The 26167-nt window shown below is 66.1% G+C and carries 27 protein-coding genes and 2 riboswitches; of the genes, 12 read left to right on the top strand and 15 right to left on the bottom strand.

Features of this window, described 5'->3' with window-relative positions:
- Positions 1–18 precede the first annotated feature (18 nt).
- From gcvPA to AAC050_RS11110, 6 genes are all read right to left on the bottom strand, one after another.
- Positions 19–1365 (bottom strand): aminomethyl-transferring glycine dehydrogenase subunit GcvPA, encoded by a 1347-nt coding sequence (gcvPA, locus tag AAC050_RS11135; RefSeq protein ID WP_339915157.1) that lies wholly within the window; start codon positions 1363–1365, stop codon positions 19–21.
- 1 nt (position 1366) lies between these two features.
- Entirely contained in the window at positions 1367–1804 is a 438-nt protein-coding gene (locus AAC050_RS11130; RefSeq protein WP_339915156.1) for a hypothetical protein, read from the bottom strand.
- On the bottom strand, positions 1779–2144 hold the full coding sequence (gene gcvH / locus AAC050_RS11125; RefSeq protein WP_339915155.1) for a glycine cleavage system protein GcvH: 366 nt from the start codon (positions 2142–2144) through the stop codon (positions 1779–1781). The genes AAC050_RS11130 and gcvH overlap by 26 nt, the downstream gene beginning before the upstream one ends.
- Positions 2145–2154: 10 nt before the next feature.
- The gene (gcvT, locus tag AAC050_RS11120; protein ID WP_339915154.1) at positions 2155–3270 is read right to left on the bottom strand and encodes a glycine cleavage system aminomethyltransferase GcvT; all 1116 of its coding nucleotides are present in this window, start codon (positions 3268–3270) and stop codon (positions 2155–2157) included.
- Between the two features lie 55 nt (positions 3271–3325).
- Positions 3326–3435, bottom strand: a riboswitch (glycine riboswitch).
- A 4-nt stretch (positions 3436–3439) separates the two neighbouring features.
- A riboswitch (glycine riboswitch) is annotated at positions 3440–3537 on the bottom strand.
- 107 nt (positions 3538–3644) lie between these two features.
- Positions 3645–4277, bottom strand: a complete 633-nt coding sequence (locus tag AAC050_RS11115) for a hypothetical protein (protein WP_339915153.1) — start codon at positions 4275–4277, stop codon at positions 3645–3647.
- Positions 4278–4396: 119 nt separating this feature from the next.
- Positions 4397–5155 (bottom strand): LuxR C-terminal-related transcriptional regulator, encoded by a 759-nt coding sequence (locus AAC050_RS11110; RefSeq protein ID WP_339915152.1) that lies wholly within the window; start codon positions 5153–5155, stop codon positions 4397–4399.
- Positions 5156–5265: 110 nt separating this feature from the next.
- On the opposite strand from AAC050_RS11110, the gene AAC050_RS11105 reads away from it, so the two are divergent.
- The 4 genes from AAC050_RS11105 to AAC050_RS11090 all read left to right on the top strand — a co-directional run bounded on the left by AAC050_RS11105 (position 5266) and on the right by AAC050_RS11090 (position 7289).
- Complete coding sequence (locus tag AAC050_RS11105) at positions 5266–5664, top strand: hypothetical protein (RefSeq protein WP_339915151.1); 399 nt, start codon at positions 5266–5268, stop codon at positions 5662–5664.
- A 79-nt stretch (positions 5665–5743) separates the two neighbouring features.
- Positions 5744–6301 carry a hypothetical protein gene (locus AAC050_RS11100; protein ID WP_339915150.1) on the top strand — a complete coding sequence of 186 codons (558 nt, stop codon included), beginning with the start codon at positions 5744–5746 and terminating at the stop codon, positions 6299–6301.
- The gene (locus tag AAC050_RS11095) at positions 6298–6741 is read left to right on the top strand and encodes a protease inhibitor I42 family protein (RefSeq protein WP_339915149.1); all 444 of its coding nucleotides are present in this window, start codon (positions 6298–6300) and stop codon (positions 6739–6741) included. The genes AAC050_RS11100 and AAC050_RS11095 overlap by 4 nt, the downstream gene beginning before the upstream one ends.
- A 68-nt stretch (positions 6742–6809) precedes the next feature.
- Positions 6810–7289, top strand: coding sequence for a hypothetical protein (locus tag AAC050_RS11090; RefSeq protein WP_339915148.1), 480 nt, complete (start codon positions 6810–6812; stop codon positions 7287–7289).
- A gap of 62 nt (positions 7290–7351) precedes the next feature.
- Here AAC050_RS11090 and AAC050_RS11085 read toward each other — a convergent pair whose 3' ends face one another.
- Genes AAC050_RS11085 through AAC050_RS11075 form a run of 3 tightly spaced genes read right to left on the bottom strand, consistent with a single transcriptional unit; the run spans position 7352 to position 10868 of the window.
- The gene (locus tag AAC050_RS11085; RefSeq protein WP_339915147.1) at positions 7352–8359 is read right to left on the bottom strand and encodes an adenosine deaminase; all 1008 of its coding nucleotides are present in this window, start codon (positions 8357–8359) and stop codon (positions 7352–7354) included.
- A gap of 32 nt (positions 8360–8391) precedes the next feature.
- Positions 8392–10194 (bottom strand): arginine--tRNA ligase, encoded by a 1803-nt coding sequence (gene argS / locus AAC050_RS11080; RefSeq protein WP_339915146.1) that lies wholly within the window; start codon positions 10192–10194, stop codon positions 8392–8394.
- Complete coding sequence (locus AAC050_RS11075; protein ID WP_339915145.1) at positions 10191–10868, bottom strand: Tat pathway signal sequence domain protein; 678 nt, start codon at positions 10866–10868, stop codon at positions 10191–10193. The genes argS and AAC050_RS11075 overlap by 4 nt, the downstream gene beginning before the upstream one ends.
- Positions 10869–11017: 149 nt before the next feature.
- On the opposite strand from AAC050_RS11075, the gene ispH reads away from it, so the two are divergent.
- The 3 genes from ispH (at position 11018) to AAC050_RS11060 (ending at position 14987) form a co-directional block, all read left to right on the top strand.
- A complete protein-coding gene (ispH, locus tag AAC050_RS11070; RefSeq protein ID WP_339915144.1) occupies positions 11018–11989 on the top strand; it encodes a 4-hydroxy-3-methylbut-2-enyl diphosphate reductase in 972 nt (323 codons plus the stop codon).
- A 104-nt stretch (positions 11990–12093) separates the two neighbouring features.
- Positions 12094–14490 carry a M1 family metallopeptidase gene (locus AAC050_RS11065; RefSeq protein ID WP_339915143.1) on the top strand — a complete coding sequence of 799 codons (2397 nt, stop codon included), beginning with the start codon at positions 12094–12096 and terminating at the stop codon, positions 14488–14490.
- A complete protein-coding gene (locus AAC050_RS11060) occupies positions 14487–14987 on the top strand; it encodes a DUF6702 family protein (RefSeq protein WP_339915142.1) in 501 nt (166 codons plus the stop codon). Before AAC050_RS11065 ends, AAC050_RS11060 begins: the two co-directional genes overlap by 4 nt.
- Before the next feature lie 31 nt (positions 14988–15018).
- Here AAC050_RS11060 and AAC050_RS11055 read toward each other — a convergent pair whose 3' ends face one another.
- From AAC050_RS11055 to thiE, 5 genes are all read right to left on the bottom strand, one after another.
- Positions 15019–15831: a hypothetical protein gene (locus tag AAC050_RS11055; RefSeq protein ID WP_339915141.1), complete on the bottom strand. Its 813-nt coding sequence runs from the start codon at positions 15829–15831 to the stop codon at positions 15019–15021.
- 159 nt (positions 15832–15990) lie between these two features.
- A complete protein-coding gene (gene cydB, locus AAC050_RS11050) occupies positions 15991–17016 on the bottom strand; it encodes a cytochrome d ubiquinol oxidase subunit II (RefSeq protein WP_339915140.1) in 1026 nt (341 codons plus the stop codon).
- On the bottom strand, positions 17006–18406 hold the full coding sequence (locus AAC050_RS11045; RefSeq protein ID WP_339915139.1) for a cytochrome ubiquinol oxidase subunit I: 1401 nt from the start codon (positions 18404–18406) through the stop codon (positions 17006–17008). Before AAC050_RS11045 ends, cydB begins: the two co-directional genes overlap by 11 nt.
- A gap of 109 nt (positions 18407–18515) precedes the next feature.
- On the bottom strand, positions 18516–20168 hold the full coding sequence (locus AAC050_RS11040; protein ID WP_339915138.1) for an ATP-binding protein: 1653 nt from the start codon (positions 20166–20168) through the stop codon (positions 18516–18518).
- A gap of 89 nt (positions 20169–20257) precedes the next feature.
- Positions 20258–20917 (bottom strand): thiamine phosphate synthase, encoded by a 660-nt coding sequence (gene thiE / locus AAC050_RS11035; protein ID WP_339915137.1) that lies wholly within the window; start codon positions 20915–20917, stop codon positions 20258–20260.
- 120 nt (positions 20918–21037) lie between these two features.
- Here thiE and AAC050_RS11030 point away from each other — a divergent pair, with 120 nt between their 5' ends.
- From AAC050_RS11030 to AAC050_RS11010, 5 genes are all read left to right on the top strand, one after another.
- Positions 21038–21223 carry a (2Fe-2S)-binding protein gene (locus AAC050_RS11030; protein ID WP_339915136.1) on the top strand — a complete coding sequence of 62 codons (186 nt, stop codon included), beginning with the start codon at positions 21038–21040 and terminating at the stop codon, positions 21221–21223.
- Positions 21224–21236: 13 nt separating this feature from the next.
- On the top strand, positions 21237–21737 hold the full coding sequence (gene bfr, locus AAC050_RS11025) for a bacterioferritin (RefSeq protein WP_339915135.1): 501 nt from the start codon (positions 21237–21239) through the stop codon (positions 21735–21737).
- A gap of 118 nt (positions 21738–21855) precedes the next feature.
- On the top strand, positions 21856–22422 hold the full coding sequence (efp, locus tag AAC050_RS11020) for an elongation factor P (RefSeq protein ID WP_339915134.1): 567 nt from the start codon (positions 21856–21858) through the stop codon (positions 22420–22422).
- A gap of 121 nt (positions 22423–22543) precedes the next feature.
- A complete protein-coding gene (locus tag AAC050_RS11015; RefSeq protein ID WP_339915133.1) occupies positions 22544–23350 on the top strand; it encodes an inositol monophosphatase family protein in 807 nt (268 codons plus the stop codon).
- An 8-nt stretch (positions 23351–23358) separates the two neighbouring features.
- Complete coding sequence (locus AAC050_RS11010) at positions 23359–24303, top strand: glycerophosphodiester phosphodiesterase family protein (protein ID WP_339915132.1); 945 nt, start codon at positions 23359–23361, stop codon at positions 24301–24303.
- Between the two features lie 3 nt (positions 24304–24306).
- Here the strand turns inward: AAC050_RS11010 and AAC050_RS11005 are convergent, their stop codons facing one another.
- Positions 24307–26157, bottom strand: a complete 1851-nt coding sequence (locus AAC050_RS11005) for an ABC transporter transmembrane domain-containing protein (protein ID WP_339915131.1) — start codon at positions 26155–26157, stop codon at positions 24307–24309.
- Between the last annotated feature and the right edge of the window lie 10 nt (positions 26158–26167).

Genomic DNA, 26167 nt, shown 5'->3' with positions numbered 1-26167 from the left:
TGCTCATGATCGGATCCCTCAGGCGGCCAGAACGCGCGTCAGCGCGTCGGCGAGGCTCTTGATGTCGGCGGCGGTGGTGGTCTCGGTGGCGGCGACCAACAGCACGTCGTCCAGCCCCGCCTCCGGGGCCAGTCGGCTGTAGGGTACGCCGGCCAGCACGCCCTGCCCGGCCAGGGTCTCGACCACGACGGCGGCGGGCTTGGGCAGTTTCACCGCAAACTCGTTGAAGAAGCGGCCGGTCAGCACCTCGACGCCCGGGATAGCAGCCAGGGCATCCCGCGTAGCCACGGCCGCCTCATGGTTCAACAGGGCCAAGCGGCGCAGGCCGGTCTCGCCCAACAGGGTCATGTGAATGCTGAAGGCCAGACAGCACAGGCCGGAATTGGTACAGATATTCGACGTCGCCTTGTCACGGCGGATATGCTGTTCGCGCGTCGACAGGGTCAGGACGAAGCCGCGTTCGCCGTCGGCGTCAACGGTCTCGCCGGTCAGGCGGCCTGGCATCTGGCGGATCAGTTTTTCACGGCAGGCGAACAGGCCGATATAGGGTCCGCCGTAGTTCAGGGCATTGCCGATCGACTGGCCCTCGGCGGCGACGATGTCAGCCCCCATCTCGCCCGGCGACTTCAGCAGTCCCATCGACACGGCCTCGGTCACCACCACGATCAGCAGGGCACCGGCCGCATGAGCGGCTTCCGCGATCTTGGTCACATCGGTGGCCGTGCCGAACACGTTCGGCGTCTGGACCACGACACAGGCGGTATCCGGCCCGATCTGGTCGATCACGGCGGCTTCAGCGTCGACCGCGGCAGCCAGCACCTGGGTCTCGACACCGACGGCGTGAACCACGGTCTCGGTCGCCTGAACGTAGTGGGGATGCACCCCGCCCGAGATCACCGCCTTGTTGCGGCGCGTCACGCGGGTGGCCATCAGCACGCCCTCGGCCATGGCCGTCGAGCCGTCATAGAGCGAGGCATTGGCCACCTCCATTCCGGTCAGATTGGCGACCTGGGTCTGGAACTCATACAGATACTGCAGCGTCCCCTGGGCGATCTCGGGCTGGTAGGGCGTGTAGCTGGTCAGAAACTCCGAGCGTTGGATCACATGGTCGACTGTGGCCGGCACATGGTGACGATAGGCCCCGGCCCCGCAGAAGAAGGGCACCGACCCCGCCGCGACGTTCTTGCCCGCCAGCGCCGACAAGGCCCGCTCGACCTCCATCTCGCCGGCCACACGCGGCAGGTCGACAAAGCCTTCGCGACGCGCCGACTCGGGCACGTCGACGAACAGATCATCAATGGATTTGGCACCGATCGCGGCGAGCATCGCCGTCCGGTCGTCGGGCGTGAGGGGGAGGTAGCGCATTCTATTTTCCGGTCTGGAGAGTGCGGACGCCAACAAAGACGACCCATACGAAAGCGATCGCGAACACGGCGTAGAAGGCGAAAATCGCCCAAAGCCCTGGCGAGCCGCCGGCGAAGACCGACCGCCCGAGGGCGAGGGCTCCAACGACGAAAAGCATTATGTTGGCGAGACCCAGCGGGCGTCCGTAGATTCCGCCGAATGTCCCGTGGCGCGAAAACCAGTTGAGCAGGCCGACTCCGAGCAAGGCTCCGGACAGCAGCTGGAGCGGCAACACGTCCGCTGTCTGCACGCCGACCGCAGCGACGGCCTCACCGGGAAGGAAATTGAGCGACAGGCCCAAGACGATGAGAAAAATCGCACTGGCGGTCAGCAAGGCCTTGCTCATGACAGGTTCCCTCCCCGGATGCCGGTCGTCAAAGCGTGCCCAGATATTGGTCATAGGCAGCGCGATCCATCAGGGCGTCCAGCTGCGAAGCGTCCGAGATCCGGATCTTTGCGAACCAGCCCTCACCCTCGGGATCGGCATTGACGGTTTCGGGGGCCGAGGCCAGCACGGCATTGCCCTCGACAACCTCGCCCGAGACGGGGGCATAGACGTCCGAGGCCGCCTTGACGCTCTCGACCACGGCGAAGCCGTCACCCTGGGCGACGGTCTTGCCGGCCTCAGGGGTTTCGACGAACACCACATCGCCCAGGGCCTCGGCCGCGTGCTTGCTGATGCCGACCGTGGCGACGTCGCCATCGAGGCGAACCCACTCGTGATCCTTGGTGAAGCGCATGGTGATGGTCCTAGACTTTGGGTTTGCGATAATAGCGTTGGGCGACGAAGGGCATGGCCACGACCTCGGCGGCGGCGGGCTTGCCACGCACGATGACCTGCAGGTCGGTGCCCAGTTCGGCGAAGATCGGGGGCACGTAGCCCATGGCAATGTTGCGTCCCAGGGTCGGCGACGGCCCGCCCGAGGTGACGGTGCCGATGACCGTGCCGTCCATGTCGGCGATCTCGGCACCCTCGCGGGCCGGAGCCCCCTCCTTGACGCTCAGGCCGACGCGCACTCGCGACGGGCCCCCGGCCAGTTCCTTGAGGATACGATCGGCCCCGTTGAAGTCGGCGCGCTCCTTGCGTGACTTGGACAGGGCGAAGGTCAGCGCCCCCTCGACCGGGCTGGTGGAGGCGTCGATGTCGTGACCGTGCAGCGGCAGGCCGGCTTCCAGCCGCAGGGAGTCCCGCGCACCCAGACCGATCGGCTTGACCCGCGCATCCTCAAGGATGGTGGTCCAGATTCGCGCGGCGTCGGCACTCGGCACCGAAATCTCAAAACCGTCCTCGCCGGTATAACCCGAGCGGGAGATGTAGCAATCGACCCCGAACAGCATCAGCCGGGCACAGTCCATGAAGCCGAACTCGGCCAGCACAGGCTCATGCTTCAACATGACCTCGGCCGCCTCAGGCCCCTGAATGGCGATCAGGGCCCGGTCTTCCAGCACCGTCAGGGTCGCATCGCCCGACAGGTTGGCTTTCATGAAGGCGAAGTCGGCGTCCTTGTTACCGGCGTTGACCACGACATAGAGACCGTCGTGGTCGGGGCGTCCGGCCATCAGGTCATCCATGATGCCGCCCTCGGCATTCAGCAGCAGCGAATATTTCTGCCGGCCGGCCTTCAGGATCGCATAGTCGCCGGGCACGAAGCGTTCAAACTGGGCGGTCGCATCCGCGCCGGTGATCTTGCACTGACCCATGTGCGAGACGTCGAACAGACCGGCGTGTTCACGGGTCCAGCGGTGCTCAGCCAGCACGCCCTCATACTGGACAGGCATATCATAGCCGCCGAAACCGACCATGCGCGCCCCCAGGGCCCGGTGCGCAGCGTTCAGAGCGGTGGTCTTGAGGGTCTGGTCGGTCATTTCGGTCTTTCAGAGTCGCGTGTTGAAGCGGAAAGCTCCGCCGTCCTCGCGCCCCCGCTGTCCTGAAGCCTGAGAGATTCCGGCACCGGCAGGGGCGTCTGCCCCGTTCGTCACCTTGCTCCGTCGGCGCGCCCCGGGAACGAATTCCTGGGCGACTTTCCAGCGTCCGAATGTCCTCGCGGTCCGTTTGCCTGAGCGTTTCCGGGGCGGTTGCGCCTTCGGCCCCGACGATCCCGAAGGGCCGCCGATCTCTCCCGCGAGAGCGCCGGACCCTGTGCCCGACTCCTCGCGCAAGTCAAGCTGCGCGGGGCTCGGAAGTGCTCTGCGATGGATTTTCGTACCTTAGCCCGCTGACCGAATCTGGCGAGGCGGGATCAATCCCGCGGTCGCCTGGCGGCATTGACCCGGGCCCGGTCCCATACCCCCGGCAGGGCCGCGTCGGGCACGTGAAAGGTGGCGTAGGTGTAGCCGGTGCCGGAGTAGAAATGAACGATGAACGGCCCCTGGTAGTTGAGCCAGTCGCCATAGCCCCGGATCCGGTACGGCAGATTTTCCGGAATGTCCGCCTGCGCCGGCAGGACGATCGAACTGGTCAGGGCCATCGGGGGACCGATGGCCTGAACGTCGACCATGCCGTCCCGCCAGCAATGTCGCCCCTGCTCGCGACGGCGGGACTCGCCGCGGCACGGGTCGATGGAGATTCGGGCGCGGTTCCCGTCCGGGGAGGGCTGATTTGGGAACTCCGACCGGTCGCGGCTGCAGCCTCCCGCGCCGGCATCGGCCTCGATCACAGCGTCGAGAAAGACCGGCTCGCCGTCATGGTTTTCGGCGAATTCGAGCAAGGCCAGAACACCCTCGACCTCGACCGCGGTTCTTTCCGCGCTGTCGTCGAAACAATGGAGCCGGAAGCTCGCCGCCGGCAGGGGCTCCTGCGCCCGCGCGGGCTGCGGCAGCCCTGGCAGGCCGATCGTCAATGCGGCCAGACCGGCCACGAATTGCTGTCTCATCCTGCCCTCCAGCGGCATCGTACCCTCGACTAGATCACCGGTCGCGCCACGTGACGACCTGTGAAAACTCACATCTAGTCCGCGTCGGGGTTTGGGAGGACCCTGAACCCATGTCAGGCTCAGATCAGATCAAACCGGATGGCCTTCGCGGTCGCCTCGGCCAGGGTCCTGGCCTTCAGCTTGCGGCGCGCATTGACCGAATGCATGTCGACCGTGCGTTTCGAAATCCCCATCCGGTGGGCGATGCGGTCCGGTCTCAATCCTTCGGCGAACCGCGCCAGCACATCGGCCTCGCGGCTGGTCAGGTCCTCGTCGATCCCGGCCTGACGACGCGCCAAGGCGGGCCGCAGATAGGGGAACATGGCGAAGGAGGCGATCAGCAGTTCGTTGCGACGGGCGTTGACCCGCTCCAGCACCGCCTCCCGCCCCCGTCGCTGACATCCGAAGGTGGCGGCGAACCAGTTCTGGTCACCGCCGACCACGCCCTGCCCCATAAAAGACAGGGCGTCGCCCAGACCGGCGTCGGCCACGCCCCGCAACACCTGCCCGGTCCGGGCGCTGACCTCGGGTTGATCCGCCGTGGCCTGGCCCCACGTCGTAGTCAGCAACGGGCGATCAGGGCCCAGATCCGCCATCTGGTGCACGACATAGTCATGACTGACATGGTCGAGGGCGTAATACTCCTCCATCCACGCCTCCGGCAGCGAGGTCTGGATTTCGACCGCCTGGTCGCCGTCGAGATCGCCAGTGGCCATCCCCAGCACGAAATGGTCCAGGCCGCACGACCGGACGAAGTCGGCATAGGCAGCCAGAACCGCACCGTCCCGGCTTCGCGCAGCCGTCATGGCTCCCAGCAGACGCTCCAGTTCAGGCGTCATTCCGCTATCCCCTGCCGCAAATCTGCGGCTCATGATGCAGCCCCGGTTCCAACCTAATGGCCGGAATCAATCCTTGGCAACCTTTTGGCCGACTTTTAAATCACACGGTTATGCTGACGGCCAGCTTGACGATGCTGGTATTCGGCCTGTGCGTCGCGCCCCCCGTCCGGGCCCAGACCCTCGGGTCAGGCGACTATGAAATCTGCTCGGTCGACGACCGGAGCGGCCGGTTCCGCGGCTATGACCAGGTCTGTCTCGAGTCGCGCCGCGCTGAACTCCGTCACCTCCAGCGGCATGCCCGGCGTGACCGCGGCGACGACCTGTCCAACTACTACGGGCCCTATTATTGTCCCGCCACTGCCAATCAGGGCCGGGGCTGGAGCGTCGGCGGATTCAACAGCTATGGTCCCACCACACCGGGCAGCGGCTATGCGACGATGGACTGGCCGGTCAACGGCCGCCTCTGCGTGCCCCGGCCGGTCGGCTATCTCAGCAATGGTTATTACTGACGAGTTACGGAAACCGCCGTTCTTTGCGCGTATTGCCCGCCTGTCCTACGATCCCGAAACCACAGAAGGAGCCGTCATCATGGACACCGCGTCCGCCCGGTGCCGCCATGCCTGCCGTCTGGGCCTGATCGCCATTGCCGCCGTCCTCGCGAACGCCGGCACACCCTTGGCTCGGGAGGCACCCGCTCCAGGTAAGCCGGACGCGATTGCAGACAGCCAACAGTCCGACCCCGGCGGGGCCGCCGCTGTCGCGAGAATCCGCAGCCTGTACGAGACTGACGCGACGATCGACGAGGCCGATCCGGCCAGCGTCAATGCCTGGTTCGACTCCGATCTGGCCGCCGAAATCATCCGCTTGCACAATGCCTCGGGCAGCTATGGTGTCGGTTTTGACTATCTGGTCGACGGTCAGGACTCGGAGCTGTCCGCGATCACCTATGCCTTCCACGACGCCGGAACCGATGGTCGTCCCGCCGTGCGAGTGCGCTTCACCAATTTCGGCGAACCGATCGATCTGGAGTTTGTGCTCGACGACGGCGGGCGCATCGCCAACATCCACTCGCGCGCGCCTGACGGCACCGAAAAGTGGAACCTGCACAATACCGTCGCCGAAGCCCTGCGCGACCCGGGACCGTGACCCGGCTCGCCCTCTTCGTCCTGATCCTCAGCCTCGCGGCCTGCGACCGGCGGTCGGGACCCGACTTCACCCCGGTGGAGCCGCCGACGCCGTCCGGTGACGTTGTCCACGTCCGGCCGTACGGCGATGCCGAGCGGGTTGAGCTGATGGTCGGCCAGACCCTGGCGGTGGAGATGCAGTCCCATTTCGAATGGCGCGAGGCCGTCGCCCCGACCCTGCTTCACCGCGACGACATCCTGTGGGGCCCGGCCGACCGGGCCGGGCAGGACCCGGGAAACACCGGCAACACCAGCTGGCAGGTGTTCGTCTATCGGGCCGTTGAGCCCGGCGAGGAAAGCCTGACCCTGGTCGAGGCCCGGCCGTGGGAGCCCGATCACATCATCGATCGCCATGTCCTGACGGTGCAGATCCAGGCCGATGCCGGGTCCCCCGGCAGATAACAGGTGTGTTCAGGGTGGGTTCACGCGCGGGGGCCCAGGTTGGTGGCAGGTCAAAAGGAGTATCGACCATGAAGTACCGCCATTTTCTCGCCGCCGCCGCTGCCGTCGCCCTGACGATCCCGGCGACCACGGCCGCCGCTCAAAGCTGGCCGGAAATTCTCGGTGCCGTGGTTCAGGCGCAGACGAACAACGGTTACAACAACGGCTATAACCAATACGGCGACTATCGCGACAATCAGTACGGTGACTATCGGAACGCCTATGGCCGCGTTTCACAGCGCCAGGCCATCCAGATCGCCCAGCGTCAGGGTGTTCGGGTCCAGTCGGTGAACCAGCGCGGCAACCATTATGACCTGGTCGGTCGTGACAACTACGGCCAGCGCGTGAGCCTGAGGGTCGACGCCCGCACCGGGCAGATCTCCCGCTTCGACCGCCAGCAGGACCGTCGCAACAACGGCCGGTGGAACCGCGATGACCAGAACCACCGCGAACACGATCGCCGCGACCATCGTCGCGACCATCAGCGCGACCACGACGACGACGATTGAACCTGACTGATTTCTGAACGATCAAACCGCCGCGGGGCCCAGGCTCTGCGGCGGTTTCTACGTCAGCCGGCGGCGTAGGCCTCGACCTCGGCGAGATGCACGGCCTTTTCGGCCTCGCTCAGGAAGGCCCCCTCGAAACTGTTACGGGCCATGGCCGTCAGCTGCTCGCGGGACAGGCCGACGGCTTCGGCCAGACGACGATAGTTGTCGTTCACATAGCCGCCGAAATAGGCCGGATCGTCCGAGTTCAACGTCACATGCAGGCCCTGACGCAGCATCTCCGGCACCGGATGATCCTTCAGGTCCTTGACCACGCACAGTTTCAGGTTCGACAGCGGACAGACAGTCAGCGTCATCTGGCTGGCCTTCAGCCGCGCCACCAGACCCGCGTCCTCCAGCGAGCGATTGCCGTGATCCAGCCGGTCGATGTGCAGCAGGTCCAGCGCCTCACCCACATAGGCCGGCGGCCCCTCCTCACCGGCATGGGCGACCCGCTTCAGGCCCAGGGCCCCGGCGGCATCGAATACACGCTGGAATTTCGACGGCGGATGCCCGACCTCCGACGAGTCCAGCCCAACCCCGGCAATTCGATCCAGCCACGGCTCGGCCGCCTTCAGGGTGGCAAAGGCGGCGTCCTCGTCCAGATGGCGCAGAAAGCACAGGATCAGTTTCGAGGTAACGCCCAGCTCACTCTCCGCCCGGCGCATCCCGTCCAGCAGGCCCTCGATCACCGTTTCCATGGCCACGCCGCGGTCGGTGTGGGTCTGGGGGTCGAAGAATATCTCGGCATGACGAACGTTGTCCGCCGCCGCGCGCTGGAAATAGGCGAAGGCCAGGTCCTCAAAATCCTTGCGATGAAGCAGCACCGCCGCCCCTGCGTAATAGATGTCGAGGAAGTCCTGCAGGTTGGAGAAGTCATAGGCGGCCCGCACCGCCTCGACGCTGTCATACGGAATCGCCACCCCGTTGCGCCGCGCCAGTTCGAACATCAGTTCGGGCTCGAGGCTGCCCTCGATATGCAGGTGCAGTTCAGCCTTGGGCAGGCCGGCGATATAGGCGTCGAGGGACATGGAAGACTCCGTAAGCGAGCCGCCAGTCTAACCTACATCCGCTCGGGCGTGTCGATTCCCAGCAGGCCCAGTGTCAGTTCCAGCTGGTCCAGCGCTGCCTGTGACAGGGCGATACGCGAGCCCCGGCTGTCCGCGTCCGGCGCCACCAGCACGGGGCAGGCCGCGTAGAATTTCGAGAAGGCCTGGGCCAGGCGATAGGCATGCTCGGCCAGCAGATGCGGCGCGCGCTTGTCATAGGCGTCGCTGACAGCCTGGTCGAAGGCGTCCAGCGTCAGGGCCAGGTCGCGCTCGGCCGGCTCGGCCACGACGATGGTCGCCGGAGTCGCCCCCTGTTCGGCGGCCTTGCGCAGCAGGGATTTGATCCGCACCGCCTGGTACAGCAGGTACGGCCCCGTCTTGCCCTCGAAGCTCATGAAGCGGTCGAGGTCGAAGACGTAGCTGGTGGTGCGGCTGTTCGACAGATCGGCGAATTTCAGCGCCGCGATCGCCACCTTGTGAGCGATGGCCTCGAACTCTTCGGGCGGCAGATCGGCCCCGAGACCGGACTCCTGCAACCGCGCCCGGGCCTTGTCCGTGGCCATGGTGATGAGGTCGTGCAGCTTCAGCACCCCGCCGGCGCGGGTCTTAAACGGCTTGCCGTCCGGCCCGTTCATGGTGCCGAAGCCCAGATGCTCCAGCGATCCGGGGGTGGCGTATCCGGCCAGGATGGCAGCGCGGAACACCTGTTCGAAATGCTCGGCCTGCCGTTCGTCGACGACATAGAGGATCAGCTCGGGATCGATGGCTTTGCGTCGATCGACGATCGTCGCCAGGTCCGTGGTCCCGTACATGGCCGAGCCGTCACGCGAGATGACCAGCAGCGGCGGCGGGCTCGGGGCCTCCATCACACTGCCGTCGGGCAGCTTGCGTTTGCGGGTCTCGCCGGGCCGGGCGACGTGCACCACCCGGGCCCCGTCATCCTCGACCAGCAGGCCCTTGGTCTCCAGGTCGGCGATCATCCCCGCCATCACCGGATCGGCGTCGCTCTCGCCATTCCACAGGTCGAAGGTCACACCGAGGGCCCCGAACTCACGCTCCAGCGCGGTGCGGCTGACGGCGACGAAATGGGCCCACAGGGCACGGTAGCCAGGGCGGCCCGCCTGCAGCTCGGCCGTCGCCTTGCGCGCGCGGTCGCGGAATTCGATATCGTCCTTGGCCCGGGTCGCGGCGGCCGGATACAGCCGCTCCAGATCCTCCAGCGTCACCGGTGCCTCGCCCGGGAACGGCCCGTCGCCTTCGGTCATGAAGCCTGCCGCACCGCCCTCATCACCGACGGCCACGATCAGCAGCCCCATCTGGAAGCCCCAGTCGCCGAAATGGGCGTCGCCCCAGACGGTGTCGCCGCGGAATCGGAACAACCGCTTCAGGCTCTCGCCGATGATCGAACTGCGCAGATGGCCGACGTGCATCGGCTTGGCCACATTGGGCCCGGCGTAGTCGATGATCACCCGGCGCGGCGTCGCCACAGCATCGGCTCCGGCCCGCTCACCGTCGGCGGCCACCGTGGCGGCCCGTTCGGCCAGGGCGGCACCGGTCAGTTTGAAATTGATGAAGCCCGGTCCCGCTACCTCGACCAGCGCCAGCCGCGGATCGGCCTGCAGCCGCTCGGCCACCCGGCCGGCCAGCTCACGCGGATTGGCCTTCAGGGCCTTGGCCGCGGCCAGGGCCCCGTTGGACTGAAAATCGGCCAGGTCGGGTCGGTCCGAGGTGGTGACCCGCGCCAGCGACGCGTCCACGCCTTCGGCGGCGAAGGCGGCCCCGACCGCTTCGCCCAGGGACGATTTCAGATCGGTCATTGTTCGTCGGTAGCCGCGGCTTCGGTCTGGCCCGCATTGATGCGGAAACGGCTGCCCGAACGGTTGAAGGCGGCCATTTCCGGGGTCACGTCGAATCCGACCAGAACCTCGAAATTGTCCCCGCTGGTGGTCGCGGCCGCGCGCGGGATGACGATGGTGCGTTCCACGGTCTCCGAGGCCGTCTCGGCCCCGTTGAAGCGCACCGGCAGGTCGAAATATTCCTTGGCCAGGATCGCCCGGTTCCGTTCGGTCACGGCGATCCAGTAACGATAGGTACGGGCGTCAGCGGTCGCCTGCGGACCCCGACCCAGATGGAACAACACGTTCACCTGAACCTCGATCGGGTCATCATCGCGATAGGCGCAGTTGGAGGCGAGGCCCTCGATCTCGCCGGTGAAGCCGACGTTGGCCGTGGTCGCACGGTTGTCGACCAGTTCCACATACCGGGCCGCATCGTAGAGAATTTTCACATAGGGACAGGGTCCGGCATTGGCGCGACGCGCCAGCGGCGCGATTCGCGGGCCACGGCTCGGTGCGGCTGTTTCTTCCTGGCCAGGCTGCTGGCGACCACCGGTCTGACCCGGCCTCTGACCGGGAATTTGCGCCATGGCGGCAGCGGGAATCAGGGTCGCCGTCAGGGTGGCGGCGACGAGGGCGGGGAGGACGCAACGCATCAAGTTCAAATCCAGCAACCGAGGAGACCGCGCAAACGACCGGCGCGATCGGTACGCTGGTGTCTGATAGCGGCTAAAGCGAGGCGCGGCAAACGTGTCTGCGGCTAACGACAGTAGCGGCGGCTCCGGTGAACCACTAGGTTGCGGCCATGACGATCTCCACGCCCGTCCCCGACCGCGAACCGCGTCCCATGACCATTCGTCTGGCCACGCCGCGAGGCTTCTGCGCCGGGGTCGACCGCGCTATCCAGATCGTCGAACGCGCCCTCGAGAAATATGGGGCCCCGGTCTATGTCCGTCACGAGATCGTCCATAACCGCCATGTGGTCGAACGGCTCAAGGCGCTCGGGGCAGTGTTCGTGCGCGAACTCGACGAATGTCCCGATGACCGACCCGTGGTCTTTTCGGCCCATGGCGTGCCCAAATCGGTGCCCGAAGGAGCCCGGGCCCGCGATCTGTTCTTCCTCGACGCCACCTGCCCCCTGGTTTCCAAGGTCCACGTCGAGGCCGAGCGCCACCATGCCGCCGGCCGTCATATCATCCTGATCGGCCACACCGGCCATCCCGAGGTGGTCGGCACCATGGGCCAGCTGCCGCCCGGGGCCATCAGTCTGGTCGAAACCGTCGAGGACGCCGAGACCTTCCAGCGCCCCGGCGACGCTCCGCTGGCCTATGCCACCCAAACCACTCTGTCCGTCGACGACACGGCGGAAATCCTCAGTGCACTCAAGCGGCGCTTTCCCGAACTGCCAGACCCGCACAAGGAAGACATCTGTTACGCCACCACCAACCGTCAGGAGGCCGTCAAACGGCTGGGCGAGGGGTGCGATCTGGTACTGGTCGTCGGCTCAAAGAACTCGTCAAATTCGGCCCGGCTGGTCGAAGTGGCGATCCGGGCCGGAGCCCGCGATGCTCGTCTGGTCGACGACGCCGGCCATGTCGACTGGCGCTGGTTCGACGGAGTCACCACGGTCGGCGTCACTGCCGGTGCCTCGGCCCCGGAGCCCCTGATCGAGGCTTTGGTCGACGCCATTCGCGACCGTTTCGACGCCACGGTGGTCGAGGACGCCGGTGAGCGTGAGACCGTTACCTTCAAATTGCCCCGGGCCCTGGTCGACTAGGGCAGATCATGAGCATTACACACCGGTAATCATCGCGCGCTTGCGCCGACCTTCCCCAAGGTTAAGGTTCGTCCCGGGCTTTCAGACAACAGACGGTGGGGCGCATGCGAACGGGCGTAGGATTTCTGCTGGCGGCGATCACCGCCCTGGCAATGGCGACGGGGGCTCTGGCCCAGCAGAACGTCGGACCGGTCGATCAGTCCAAGGGGACGTTCGAGGACAAATTCCGCCAGTTCGAGGGCGAGGACTGGCCGACCCCGACCGACTATCGCAACGCCTCGGGCGCGCCCGGTTATCGCTACTGGCAGCAGCAGGTCGACTATCAGATCGATGTCTCGCTGAACGAGGCCCGCCGCACCCTGACCGGGCGGGAAGACATAACCTATCGGAACAACTCCCCCGACGCCCTCGGCTATCTGTGGCTGCTGCTGGACCAGCAGAACTACCGCCGGGACTCGCTGGCCGAACGCAGCCGCACCTACACCGACTCCGATACCGTCAGCGTCAATGAAGTGCTGCGGGTCCAGCGTTTCCAGGACTGGGAAGGCGGCTTCAACAATCTGAAGATCACCGGACCCGACGGTCAGGCCGTGCCCTTCACCATCGTCGACTCCATGCTGCGGCTGGAACTGCCACGCCCGCTGGCCACCGGCGAAACCTTTGCCTTCACCATCGATTTCACCCTGCCCATGCCCGAGACCAATGTCGTCGGTGGCCGCAGCGGCTATGAATGTTTCACCAAGGCGGACGAGGACGGCAACTGCATCTTCCTCGCCGCCCAGTGGTTCCCCCGTCTGGCCGTCTATTCCGACTATGAAGGCTGGCATAATGCCCAGTTCCTCGGTTCCGGCGAGTTCACGCTCGAATTCGGCGACTATGACGTCTCCATCACCGTACCCGCCGACCATCAGGTCTCGGCCACCGGCGAACTGGCCAATCCCGACATCCTGACCGCAGCCCAACGCAGCCGTCTGGCCCAGGCCCGCACCGCCGACGCCCCGGTCTATGTCGTGACCCCGGCCGAGGCCGCGGCCGCTGAGGCTCGCCCTGCCCGCTCGGGCACCCGAACCTGGCATTTCACCGCCGACAACGTCCGCGACTTCGGCTGGGCCAGCTCGCGCAAATTCGTCTGGGACGCGATGGGGGTCGCGCAGGACAGCGCCGAACACCCGGTCGTCATGGCCATGTCCTTCTATCCCAAGGAGGCTCGCCCGCTGTGGGACACCTATTCGACCCGGGCCATCGCCCACACCATCGACGTCTACAACCAGTTTGCCATCACCTACCCCTACCCCACGGCGCAGTCGGTCAACGGTCCGGTCGGCGGGATGGAATATCCGATGATCACCTTCAACGGGCCCCGGCCCGTGCGCGGCGACGACGGTCGGCTGACCTATACCGAACGGGCCAAGAACGGCCTGATCGGCGTGGTCATCCACGAGGTCGGCCACACCTATTTCCCGATGATCATCAACTCCGACGAACGCCAGTGGACCTGGATGGACGAGGGGCTGAACAGCTTCCTGCAGTACGAGGCCCAGAAGCTGTGGGATCCGGACTTCCCCTCGCGCGGCGAGCCCCGCGACATCGTCGAATATATGGTCTCGCAGGATCAGGTCCCGGTCATGACCCAGTCGGACAGCCTGCTGCAGTTCGGCAACAACGCCTATGCCAAGCCGGCCACGGCCCTCGTCATCCTGCGCGAGACCGTGCTGGGTCGTGAACTGTTCGACCGCGCCTTCCGCGAATATTCCGCCCGCTGGGCCTTCAAACGCCCGACCCCCTATGACTTCTTCCGCACCATGGAAGAAAGCTCCGGCGTCGACCTCGACTGGTTCTGGCGTGGCTGGTTCTATTCCACCGACCACGTCGACATCTCGCTGGACGGTGTCACCGCCGCCCGTCTCGCCCCGGTCGATCCCGAGGCCCGGGCCCGCGCCGACCGCGAGCGTTTCGCCGGCGAGCCGGTCCCGACCACCATCACCAACAACCGCGGCCTCGAAACGGTCATCCAGCGCGATCCAGCCGTGCGCGATTTCTACAACACGACGGACCGCTTCACCGTCACCGCCGCCCAGCGCCGCGAGGCTGCCACTGCGGCCGGACGCGCCGACGCTGACCGCCGCGCCGCCCAGGGCTTCAGCGACAACATCTACCGCTTCACCTTCACCAATGTCGGGGGTCTGGTGATGCCGGTGATCCTGAAACTGACCTATGCCGACGGCACCGACGAGACCATCCGCATTCCGGCCGAGGTCTGGCGGCGCAACAGTCGACAGGTCGTCTGGCAACATGTTTCGGCCAGGACCCTGACCAGCGCCGAGATTGACCCCCTGTGGGAGACGGCCGACGCCGACCGGTCCAACAATGCCTATCCGCGCCGGATCGAACAGCGCCCCGTGCGCCTGTCCGGTGACCGCCCGGCGGGCGAGAACCGCATGCGCGACTCCGACGTCGAGGTCAGTCCCGACTCCACCGCGACCCGGACCAGCCGTCGATGAAACGGCTGCTTCTGACCGCGCTGCTGGTGCTCGGCCTGGCCACCCCGGCCTTTGCCCATCGCGGCCACGACGGCCTGACCGTGGTCGAGATCGACGCCGTCTCGGGTACGGTCAGCGTCGAGCACCGCTTCGCCGCCCATGACGTCGAACCGGCCCTGACCTCGATTGCCCCCGAGGCCCAACCCAGTCTCGATGATCCGACCGCGGTAGCGGCGCTGGAAGCCCATTTGGCTGCGCGTTTCCGTCTCGACATCGACGGCCGGTCGGTGGCGCTGGCGCACACCGCAACCGATCTCGCCGGTGACAATATCCGCATCGCTTTCGTCGGTCAGATGCCGGCAGGGACCGTCGTCCATCAGGTCACGGTTGATCTCGACTTCTTCCCCGGCGTGCACGACGATCAGGAACAGCAGGTCAATGTCCGTACCAGTGGCGTGACCCGTACCGTGGTCTTCCGGCCGGGCGACCGTGCCCGCACGGTTAGTTTCCAGCCCTGATCTGACCGGTTCCGACAGAAGCGAAAAGGCTCTAGCGCGGGTCCACGGACTGGGCGATCCGTTCGGCGAGCAGGCGATCAGCCCCGTCCAGACTGGCAACCCAGATGTGGATTTCGCGCGGGGCCGTGGATCGCTGGAACAGATGCTCCATGGCGTGCCGCTCGCCACCCTCATCGACCACGATCGAGGCCCGGCCGCCGGCTTCCACCATCTGGCCGTCATAGATCGGGAATTGCGAGGCCGGCCCGGTGTAGATGCGCAGGAACGGGGCTCCGCCACGTCGGACCGTATAGATGTCGAAATCCGGTCCCGGTCGACCGGTGGTGATGTCAAACCCGGCCGGCAGGTCGATCCTGAACGGCAGGCCGGCGACGGCCGCAGCGTCCAGCACGGTAAAGGCGGGGGCGGAGGGCCCCGGTGCGGGAACAACTGTGGCGGATGGCGCAGTGGCTTCGGGCGCGGGCGTTGACGGAACCGGAGCCGCCGTTGGCCTTGCCGGTGTCCCGGCGGGGGCCTCCGCCAGGGACCTGGACCGGGGCGGCGTGACCAGATTGACCGAACCGGCAGGCGCGGCCCGGGGACGGGTCGAAGACGCGGAATAAGCAGGGCTGATCGGCGCGACTGCAGGCGGCGATGCCGGTTGGGTCGGCACCGGGCTGACCGGAACCGCCGGTTCGGATGTCGGCACCGGTGCCAGATAGGTCGCGGCGCGCGGCGGTCCGCTATTCAGATCACGGGTCAGGTCAGAAGCCGCCCCACTCTGGGGCTCGGGATCAGGCACGGTCTGACCGGACGGCGGCGCGGCCAGCAACAGGGCGATGGCGGCAGATGCGGCTGTAATCATCGGATGACTGTCGCGGCTCAGCCCGCGAATGGCAAGGCCCTGAGCACATAGGCGACCGCCGCGGTAACGGCGGATGCGGCAATGGCCAGGCCCGCGAACCAGGCCAGTCGCTTCCAGAGCGGACCGGCGACCTCGTCGGGTCCCGGGGGGGGGGCGATCCTAATGATAGCCCGTCTCCAGCGTTACCTTGCCCCGAAAAACCCAATAGACCCAGGCTGTATAAACAAGGATCAGCGGCAGGATGATCACCGTTCCGACCAACATCATGGCCAGGGCGTTGTCCGGTGCGGCCCCGGCACGGAAATCAACCGCATAGGGCACAACGTAGGGGAAAAATCCGGCCGCCAGCCCGGCGTAACCGGACAGGAACACCAGAACGGCACCGACGAACGGCCAGACGTGTGATGATCGGGCGAGCCCCCCGCCAACGGCGGCCAGTCCGGCCAGTCCGACCAGCGGAATGATGATGAGCGACAGGAGACGGTTGGGATCAAATCCGCTCCCGGTCCAGCCCCAGCGTTCGGCGACGAGAGGATGAACCACAAGCGTCGACAAACTCACGCCGACCAGGAACAGGGCAGTCAGGACCCCGGCGATCAAGGCCCAGCGACGAGCGTCTCCGTGCAGGGCGTCCGTTGTCTTCCACAGCAGCCAGGTCGCGCCGAGCAGGGCGTAGCCGCAAACCAGTCCGGCCGCGACCAGCAGGGTATAGGGTGTGAACCAGTCGAAAGCCCCGCCCGCGAAACGATTGTCGGCGACCTCGACCCCCTGGATGAAACCACCGAGGATCAGGCCCTGGGCGAAGGCGGCGAGGATCGACCCCCCCGCAAACATGGCGGTCCAGAACGGCCGTCCGCGGCCACCGCCCCGGAAGCGGAACTCGAACGCCACACCACGCAGAATCAACCCCGCCAGCATCAGGACCACCGGAAGATAGAAGGCCGGCATCAGGATCGAATAGGCCAGCGGGAAGGCTGCCAGGAGACCGCCGCCGCCCAGCACAAGCCAGGTCTCATTGCCGTCCCACACGGGAGCGACGGTGTTCATCATCACATCCCGGTCCTGACGCGAACGCGAGAAGGGGAACAGGATGCCGATGCCGAGATCAAAACCGTCCAGCAGGACGTAGAACAGCACAGCAACCGCAATCAGCACCGTCCAGACAAGAGGAAGGTCAAGGGTCATTCGGGTCTCCCCGGTCCTCGTCAGGGGCGGCGGCCAGCGGTGTTCCGGGTGCGCGCAGTCCTTCCGGCGACGGCTCGACCGGACCGGCGGCGGGCCCTTCCGCAAGCAGACGCAGGATATAGATGGCCCCGGCAACAAAGACGACAGCGTAAACCGTGACGTAGATCAGCAATGATGTGACGACAGAACCCGTCGTCACCGGAGACATCGCATCGGCTGTGCGTAAAATGCCTTGCACGACCCAGGGCTGACGACCCACCTCGGTGACGATCCAGCCGGAAATCACCGCCACGAATCCGGCCGGGCCCATGGCCACGGCGAAGCGCAGGAACAGCCTGTTTTCGGCCAGACGCCCGCGCCACACCAGCCAGCCGCCCCATAGGCCCAGACCGATCATCAGCAGGCCGAGGCCGACCATGATGCGAAACCCCCAGAACACCGGAAAGACCGGAGGCTGATCAGCAGGCACGACACTGTCGAGTCCGGTCACAATCTCGCCGGGCGGCGCAACGATGACACCGCCACCGGGCACGGCCAGCTCAAAATGGTTGGACTGGGTCGCGCGATCGGGAATGGCGAACAGGATCAGCGGATGATCCGCCCGCGTTTCCCAGTAGGCCTCAATGGCTGCCAATTTCTGCGGCTGGTACACCCGGGTGACCTCGCCCGACCAGTGGCCAGCCAGAAGTTGCAACGGGGCGACTACGGCCAGCAAGCTGACGGCCATCGTCAGGGCAATCCGGCTTTCCCGCTGTTCGCGGTTGCGCAACAGCTGCCAGGCCGACGCGGCACCGACCACCAGCGCCGTGGTCAGGAAGGCTGCCAATAGCATATGCACGAAGCGCGGGGGGAAGCTGGGGTTGAAGATGACCTCAACGAAGCTGGTCGCCAGAAACCGGCCATCCGGCATAATCTCGAAGCCTTGCGGCGTCTGCATCCAGCTGTTGGCCGAAAGGATCCAGAAGGCGGATATGGAGGTTCCGACGGCGACCAGGAGCGTCGCCAGAAAATGCAGGCGCGGACCGACCTTCTTCCAGCCGAACAACATCACGCCGAGAAATGACGCTTCAAGGAAGAAGGCCGTCAATACCTCATAGGCCAGCAACGGCCCGATAACACCGCCGGTCAGGCGGATGAACTCGGACCAGTTGGTGCCGAACTGGTAGCTGAGCACGATGCCGGAGACCACGCCCATGCCGAAGCTGATGGCGAAGATCTTGATCCAGAACAGATACAGGGTCTTGAACGCTTCACGCTTCGTCCAGAGCCACAATCCCTCCAGAACCACCAGAAAGGCCGCCAGGCCGATGGTGAAGGCGGGGAACAGAATGTGGAAGGCGATCGTGAAGGCAAATTGCAGCCTCGACAGCAGCAACGCATCGTAGTCCACGGCAGACTCCTGATCGTCCCGTTAGATCAAAGGCGGTACACTCACCAGGGCGCTCCGTCCAATACGCCTTCGGTCGCGCGGCCGAAGGCCGCAACACCGAAGGGTTTCATCAGGCCGCGGGCAGTTCGATCCAGAAGGTCGCCCCTTCACCCAACGTCGAAACGACACCAATGGATCCCCCCTGCAGTTCGGTAAGGCGCTTGGCCAGAGCCAGTCCGATACCGTGTCCCTCGACCGCCGACCGTTCCAGCCCCAGTCGATTGAACGGCTCGAACAGCTGGGCCTGCTTGTCCTGAGACAACCCGGGCCCCTGATCGATCACCTCGATCCGCACCCCGTCATAGATCCGGCCGGCGCGAAACATCACAATGCCGCCCGCGGCACCGTATTTGACGGCATTGGATGCCAGATTGGCGATCACCTGGGTCAGCCTTTGCGAATCGGCCAAGGCGATCAGACCGTCGCCCACGCACTCGACCTCCATCCGCAGACCGGCGGCTTCAGGTCGGAGGGCCGTTGAGCGGACCACGTCCTCCAGAACCCCCTTCACGTCCGTAGGGCGCAACTCGACCTTGACCGCTCCGGACTCGGCGCGAGCGACGTCGAGCAGATCGTGGGACAGGGCCTCAATCTGACGCGCGGTCTTGACCAGCATCTCGGCCATTTCGGTCTGGGTCGGGGTCGTCTCGCCCAGCTGACCGGTACGCCACAGCTCACCGATGCCGATGATACCCCCGATCGGGCTCTTGACCTCATGGGCAACATTGGCGAGCAGGCGTGACTTCGCTTCCGACGCCCGTTCGGCGCGGGTCTGCCCCGCGCGGGCGCGTTCCGCCAGACGGTCCCGCTCCTCCAGCAGGGCGGCGACCAGAAGCACCGGCATATAGCCCAGCAGCACCAGCAACTGCGCCATCATTGCCCGGTCGGCTCCCTGGAATCGGGTCGCATACGGACCATAGCCCGACATGCTGCCGCCCACGGCCAGGATCGTGACGACCAGCAGGGCAGCGGTCGCACCCAGTATCCGCAGCCGCACGGCAATCGTCAGCAGGATCGGCAGGACGATGAACCCCAGCGGCAGGCTGAACTCGGTGAAGACCGCCAGACAAGCTCCGATCAGGATGGCGAACAGAATGACCGCCTCAACGATTTTGGCCGGCCTGAACAGGATCCGGAAATGCCGTCGGGTCAGGGCCAGTCCAAAACTGCCGATGACGGCAATGCCCATGGCATGACCGAACCACCAGGTTCCGAAAGCAGGCCAGAAGGCCGGTTGACCCAGAAGGGCCAGCGAGCCGGCGGCCATCAGGCCGGCCGGGATTGGGGCCACGACGGCGGCGCTGATCAGAAATCGGCAGGCCCCGCCCACGCTGGCCATATTCAGGGTCGAAGCGAATCGGCGGGCCAGCAGAACGGCACCGACGATCTCGATCATGTTGGCGATGGTGAACAGGATCGAAAGCTGCGTGGAATTTCCGGCCAGATACTCCCCGGCGAGAATGCCGACCGTGATCAGCCCCCCGAAACACAGATCATAAGCGGGGCCGCGCGCATGTCGCAGCCAGACCACGACCGCCAGGCCACCTGCGCCCCACAGGGCGGCGACCAGACCGGCTGAACGCGCGAAGACGATCGCCAGGATGACCAGGACTGCGACGCCGACGGCGGTAAAGATCGGAGCCAGCGGTTCACGAAAAAAGACAGTCGCACTGCTTCCCGCCGCCCGTCCTGCCGAGGATCCGCCATCGGCGGAATCGGACATCCTGAGCACGCGGCTCGCAATCATCGTCAGATCTCGGAAAGCAAAGACAGCCGGACGTTAAGCATACCTTCCCTAATATCCCCTGAAGTTCAACAGGGGGTCGCGAGGGTCTCATTGAACTCATTCACGGCCCGGACCGGTCCTTGCGGATGGCTCCACACCGCGTGGCTGACGGCGACGAAGTCCGCACCCGCTCGCGCCAGTTCCCCTGCATTGGCCGCCGTGATCCCGCCGATCGCCACGCAGGGGATCTCCACCGTCTCCTGCCAGATGGTCAGGACCTCCGGTTCGGGGCGGTGGACCGTCGCCTTGGTCGCGGTCGGGAAGAAGGCCCCGAAGGCGACATAGTCTGCGCCCGCCTCGGCGGCCTCCATCGCCAGTTCGCGGCTGTCATGACAGGTGACGCCGATCATCGCCTCGGCTCCCAGGATGCGCCGCGCCTCGGCGACGGACGCGTCGGACTGGCCCAGATGCACGCCATCGCAGCCAGAGCGGGCCGCCAGGTCCGGGCGGTCATTGAGAATCACGGCCACGCCCCGAGCCTGGGCGATCGGCTTGAGCGCCGCCACCGCCGCCAGAACGGTCGCATCATCGGCATCCTTCAACCGGATCTGCAGAGCCGCCACCTCTCCGGCGTCCAGCGCCGCCTCCAGCGCCTTCGCAAATACGTCCATGTCCGGGATCGCCGGCGGGGTGATCAGATACAGGCGACAGGGCGGGCGGGGCGGAATCTGGGGAGTGCGGGCCATGGCTCTCGCTGGGACAATCGGCCGCGTGCGTCAACGCCCCGCGCACAATGCGAACGATTTGCAATCGCTCTCAGGTGTGCTATAGAGAACCATTATCAATGCCGAACGGGATCTCTCTCCGTGTACGTCTGCAACTGCAACGGCCTGCGCCAGCGTGACGTCGCCTTCGCCATCGAGGCGGGGGCCACCCGTCCGCGCGAAGTCTTCGCAACAAACCAATGCGCCGCCCAATGTGCTAAATGTGTTTGCGAGATGCGGCAGATGATTCAGGACAGCCAGGAGGCGTTCGCTCTGGCCGCCGAATAGCAAGGCGAAGACCATGAAGGGCGACCCCGCGATCATTCGCACCCTCAATGCGGTGCTGACCAACGAGCTGACAGCAGTCAACCAGTATTTCCTGCACGCGCGCATGTTCGAGAGCTGGGGCCTGAAACACCTCGGCCAGGTCATCTACGACGAATCGATCGGCGAGATGAAACACGCCGACAAGCTGATCAAGCGGGTGCTGTTCCTCGACGGCCTGCCCAACCTCCAGGACCTGCACAAGCTCAAGATCGGTGAGGCCGCAGTCGAATGCCTCAACGCGGACCTTCAGCTCGAGCTGGGCGGTCGCAAGACCCTGATTGACGGCATCGCCCAGTGCGAGGCCGCCGCCGACTATATCAGCCGCCAGATCCTGACCGAGATCCTTGCCGACACCGAGGAACACATCGACTTCCTCGAGGCGCAGAACAAGCTGATCGAACAGCTGGGCGAGCAGAATTACCTGCAGTCGGCCATGACCGAGATTGCCCCGGACCGTTCCGCCACGGGGAACTGACCCCGGTCCCGCGCCGGCCGCCCCCATTGCCCTTTGACGGCGGTTCCTCTACGGCTCGCCACCGAATTCGTGCGCCGTCCCCTTCGGATCGGGGCCGCCCCAGCTTTTTTGAGACCCCATGAAAATCAACGGCAACACCATCAAGCCCGGCATGGTCCTTGAGCACAACAAGGGCCTCTGGGTCGTGACCAAGGCCAGCCACGTCAAGCCCGGCAAGGGCGGAGCCTTCGCCAACGTCGAGGCCAAGAACCTCGAGACCGGCAACAAGCTGAACGAGCGCTTCCGCTCGGAAGACAAGGTCGAGCGCGTGACCCTGGAACAGCGGGAATTCTCGTATCTGTACGAACAGGGCGACGCCCTGGTGTTCATGGACGACACCACCTACGAGCAGATCGAACTGCAGAAGGACTGGGTCGGCGAGGATCGCATCGCCTACCTCCAGGACGGCATGAAGGTCACCATCGAGATGCACGAGGAGCGGCCCATCGGCCTGTCCCTGCCCGACCAGGTCAATCTGGAAGTCGTCGAGACCGAGCCCACAGTGAAGGGCCAGACCGCCTCCTCCTCCTACAAGCCGGCCATCGCCAACAACGGCGTGCGCATCATGATCCCGCCCTATATGGGCGTGGGCGAGAAGATCGTCGTCGATACCGCGACCGGCGAATACGTCCGCCGCGCCGACTGATCCCGACCCGCTACCCCCGGCCGCCGGCCGGGGTCCCGGGGTCGCCAACGCGCGTCCCCTGAACTTCTCCGTCTGTCCGGGCTGACCGCCTTTTCAGGACCTTCGGACCAGGAGATTCCCCATGGCACTCGCCTCAGCCCTCGTCTCGGTCATGCTCGATGCGGTCCGCAAGACCGCCCGCCCGATGCTGCGCGATTTCGGCGAGGTCTCGCAGCTGCAGATCTCGCGCAAGGGCCCGGGTGACTTCGTCACCGCCGCCGACATCAAGGCCGAGGACACCCTCTACGAACTGCTGATGAAGGCCCGCCCCGGCTACGGCTTCCTGGGCGAGGAGCGCGGCATGATGGAGGGCACTGACAAGAGCCACACCTGGATCGTCGATCCGATCGACGGCACCACCAATTTCATGCACGCCATCCCCCATTTCGCCATCACGGTCGGACTGGAGCGGCGCGCGCCGGACGGCACGTCGGAGATCGTCGCCGGCGTCACCTACAACCCCGTCGCCAATGAGCTGTTCTGGGCCGAAAAGGGCAAGGGCTGCTATCTGAACGACCAGCGCATCCGCTGCTCGGGCCGCCGCGACATGAGCGAGAGCCTGATCGCCACCGGCCTGCCCTTCATCGGCAAGACCGGCCACGCCCAGTCGATCAAGGACATCCACGCCGTCGGCCAGCGCGTCGCCGGTATCCGCCGCCTCGGCTCCGCCGCCCTCGACCTGGCCTGGGTCGCCGCCGGCCGCTTCGATGCCTATTACGAGCGCAACCTGCAGCGCTGGGACGTGGCCGCCGGCCTGCTGTTCGTCACCGAGGCGGGCGGTATCGTCACCACCATCGACGTCGACGGCGACCCGATGAACGGCAAACAGATCCTGGCCAGCAACAGCGAGATCCACCCGCAGCTGCGCAAGATCCTCCAGGCGACCTGAGCGGAGCGATGACGCCACCCCTCGTCATCGCCCATCGCGGAGCCTCGGGCGAACGACCCGAGCACACCCGGGCCGCCTATGAGCTGGCCATCGACCAGGGGGCCGATTTCATCGAGCCCGACCTGGTCCTGTCGCGCGACGGGGTCCTGATTGTCCGGCACGAGAACGAGATCGGCGGCACCACCGACGTCGCCGCCCACCCTGAATTCGCCGGTCACCACACGACCCGCACTGTCGACGGCCAGACCGTCACCGGCTGGTTCACCGAGGACTTCACCGTCGCCGAGCTGCAGACCCTGCGCGCCCGCGAACGCCTGCCCGCCCTGCGCCCGGCCAATACCGCCTTCGATGGCCAGGAACCGATCCTGACCTTCCAGCAGGTCATCGACATCGCCCGCGCCGGCTCCGCCCGTACCGGTCGCACCATCGGCGTCTGCCCCGAGCTGAAACATCCGTCGCATTTTGCTGCTGCCGGCCTACCGATGGAGGATGTCTTCATCGCCGTCCTGAAGGCCAATAACCTGACCGGGGCCGACGCCCCCATCCTGATCCAGTGTTTCGAGGTCGGCCCGTTGCAGCGGCTCGCCACTCGCATCGACGCCTCCCTGCTGCAGCTGATGAGCGTCACCGGCGGTCCGGTCGACCGCCCGGACCTGACCTATGCCGCCATGGCCACACCCGCGGGGCTGGCGACCGTGGCGACCTATGCCGGATGGATCGGGGTCGAGGCAGCGATGATCGCGCCGGATCTGGACCGGCCACAGACGCCCCTGATCGCTGACGCCCATGCTGCGGACCTCAAGGTTGCCGCCTGGACCTTCCGCGCCGAGCCGATCTTCCTGCCGCCGGGGGCCGCTGACCTGACCGCCTGGCTGACCGCCTTCCGCGACTTCGGCCTCGACGCCGCCTTCAGTGACTTCCCTGCCGCCGCCGTGGCCGTCGCCGGTCGCTAGACCCTAGTCGGCGCGGAACTGGAGCTCGGCCAGCCGGGCATACAGGCCGCCGCGGGCGATCAGCTCGGCATGGGTGCCCTGGTCGACCACGGCCCCGTCCTCCATCACCACGATCCGGTCGGCCCGCAGCACCGTGGCCAGACGATGGGCGATGACCAGGGTGGTGCGATCGGCCATGGCCGCATCCAGCGCGGCCTGCACCAGCTGTTCATTGCCTGCGTCCAGCGCGCTGGTGGCCTCGTCCAGCAACAGGATCGGCGCTTCGCGCACCAATGCCCGGGCGATGGCCAGTCGCTGGCGTTGCCCGCCGGACAGGCTCTTGCCGCGCTCGCCCAGCGGCGTGTCGAACTGCTCCGGCAGGGCCTCGATGAAGCCCCGCGCCTGGGCCTTGTCGGCCACGGCCCGGACCTCGTCGACCGTCGCCGTCTCACGGCCGAAGCGGATATTCTCCAGCGCCGAGCCCGAGAACAGTGGCGCTTCCTGTGACACCCAGGCGAAGCGGCCCCGCACCGCCACCGGATCAGCTTCGCGCACATCGACCCCGTCGACCGAGACCACCCCGGCCTGCGGGTCATAAAAACGCAGCAGCAGCCGGAACACCGTGCTCTTGCCCGCTCCCGACGGCCCGACCAGGGCCACGGTCTCGCCCGGCCGCACCGTCAGGCTGAACCCCTTCAACGCTGCCAGATCGGGGCGCCCGGGATAGGCGAAATCGATCGCCGACATCGACACCTCGCCGCGCGGCGGCTCCGGCAGGGCCCGCGGCGTCGCCGGAGCCGCAATGCCCGCCTCGCTGCGCATCAGCTCATCGATCCGCTCCATGGCTCCGGCCGCCTTCTGTACATCGCCCCAGCTCTCACCCAGGGCTCCGACCGCGGCGGCGGTGAACACGGACAACAGCACGAACTGCAACAGGGCCCCGGGGGTCATTCGCCCGGCGATCACATCCTGCGCGCCCAGCCACAACACCAGGGTGACTCCACCGAACATCACCACGATGATCATCGCCGTCATCAGGGCCCGGGCCCGGATTCGCACCAGTGACACGCCGAAGGCCGACTCGACCGCCGCGCTGAACCGGGTGATGGCGCTGCTCTCGCGGCCGAAGGCCTGAACCGTCTCTATGGCGTCGACGCTCTCGCCGGCGAAGCCGACGGCACTGGCGAACTGATCCTGCGACTGAACCGTCAGCTTGCGCACCCGCCGCCCGAACAGGAACAGCGGCCCCAGCAGTAGCGGCACGATCATCAGCACCAGCCCGCTCAGCTTCAGGCTGACCACGGACAGCAGGATCATGCCCCCCACCATGGTCAGGGCGTTGCGCAGGGCAAACGACACCGAAGTGGTCAACAGGGTCTCGACCAGGGCGATGTCCGTCGTCAGCCGCGACAGCACCTCGCCGGTCCGCATGCTGGCATAGAAGGACGGGTCCAGCGTCAGGATCCGCTCGAACAACCCCTTGCGCAGATCGGCGACCACGCGCTCGCCGGTCTTGGTGACGTAAAAATAGCGCACCGCCGTGGCCAGCCCCAGCAACAGGGCATTGGCACCCAGCACCAGAAACCACAGGTTCAGGTCGCGACCGCCGTGCTCAAAGCCGTTGTCGATGGCCCCGCGGGCCGTTCCGGTCAGGCCCAGGGACGCCGTCGTGGACAGCAACAGCCAGAAGACGGCGATGGCGGCATGGGCCTTGTGCCGCATCAGATAGGGCAGCAACCGCCCCAGCGGCCGGATATCCCGGCGTTTGGCCCGTTTCTCTCCAGCCTCGCCCATCTGCTCGACCAGCAGGGCTCCGACCCCGGGGCGCCCCTCGGCTTCGGACGGAGAGACAGCAGGGAAAGGCGTATGAGTCATGTTGCCCGCC

The sequence above is a fragment of the uncultured Brevundimonas sp. genome, assembly GCF_963974615.1.
In the GTDB taxonomy this organism is placed as follows: Bacteria; Pseudomonadota; Alphaproteobacteria; order Caulobacterales; family Caulobacteraceae; genus Brevundimonas.
The sequence above is the reverse complement of the archived record's forward strand: the minus strand, read 5'-3'. Positions and strand labels throughout refer to the sequence as shown.